Annotated in this window: 1 pseudogene; it reads left to right on the forward strand. The window is 74.3% G+C overall.

Annotation, left to right across the window (positions count from 1 at the left end):
- Positions 1–1,139: pseudogene (locus G3I65_RS56110) on the forward strand (AfsR family transcriptional regulator); the annotation flags it as partial.

Here is a 1,139-nt window from a genome sequence, read left to right on the forward strand (position 1 = left end):
AGGCGCGGCACCGCTCGCTGCGCGGCGTCGTCGAGTGGAGCTGGGACCTGCTCGACGACGAGGAGCGCGAACTGGCGCGGCGGCTCACGGTGTTCGCCGGCGGCGCGACCGCCGCGGCCGCCGCCGAGGTGTGCGGCACCGACGTCGACCTGCTGCCGGAACTGGCGGGCAAGTCCCTCGTCGAGGCGGTCGGGGGCCGGTTCCGGATGCTGGAGACGATCCGCGCGTTCGGCGCGGAGAAGCTCGCCGAAGCGGGCGAGACCGAGCGGCTCCACCGCGCGCACGCGGAGTACTTCCTGCGGTTCGCCGAGGAAGCCGACCCGATGCTGCGGACCGCGGCCCAGCTGGAGTGGCTCGACCGGTTCGACGCCGAGTACGACAACGTCCTGGCCGCCCTGCGCTGGGCCACCGCGCACGACGTCGGGCTGGCGCTGCGGCTGGTGCCGCTGCTGGCGATGTACTGGTGGATGCGCGGACGGCGGTTCGAGGGCGCCGGGCTGTCGCTGGAAGTCGTCTCGCGCTGCTCCCCGGAACTGCAGGAGCAGTACCCCGAGGAGTTCCTGGTGTGCGTGCTCGGCGCGTTGTCCGGGCACCCCCGCGAGACGCTGGAGCAGTACCTGCCGCTGGTGCGCGAGTACTCGGTCAACGGCGACTGGACGCCCCGGAACCCGATGCTGGTGATGCTGATGGGCGTCGTCGTCGGGCCGCCCGGCGACGACGAGCAGATGCTCGGCCGCGGCAAGGGGCTGCTCACCCGCGGTGACCCGTGGGGCTGGGCGCTGCTGCCGATGGGCGTCGGCCTGCGGGCGATGATGCTGGGCGAGCTGGCCGAGGCCGAGGAAGGGCTGCGCGAGGGTGCGGCGCAGTTCCGCGCGCTGGGCGAGCGGTGGGGCCTGTCGATGGCGCTGGACCACCTGTCGCAGCTGCTGACGTGGCGGGGCGAGCACGAAGCCGCCCTGCCGGTGATGGACGAAGCGCTGAGCCTGATGCACGAGATAGGCGCGACGGACGACGTGGCCGACCTGATCTGCCGCCGCGCGTGGACCCGGCTGCTCTCGGGCGACCGCGCGGGCGCGCAGGCCGACTACGACCTCGCCGCGGCGACGGCCCGGCGCGCGGGCATGCCGGAGTCCCGCGCG

Origin of the sequence: Amycolatopsis sp. SID8362, from assembly GCF_010550475.1 — a bacterium.
Classification (GTDB): domain Bacteria; phylum Actinomycetota; class Actinomycetes; order Mycobacteriales; family Pseudonocardiaceae; genus Amycolatopsis; species Amycolatopsis eburnea.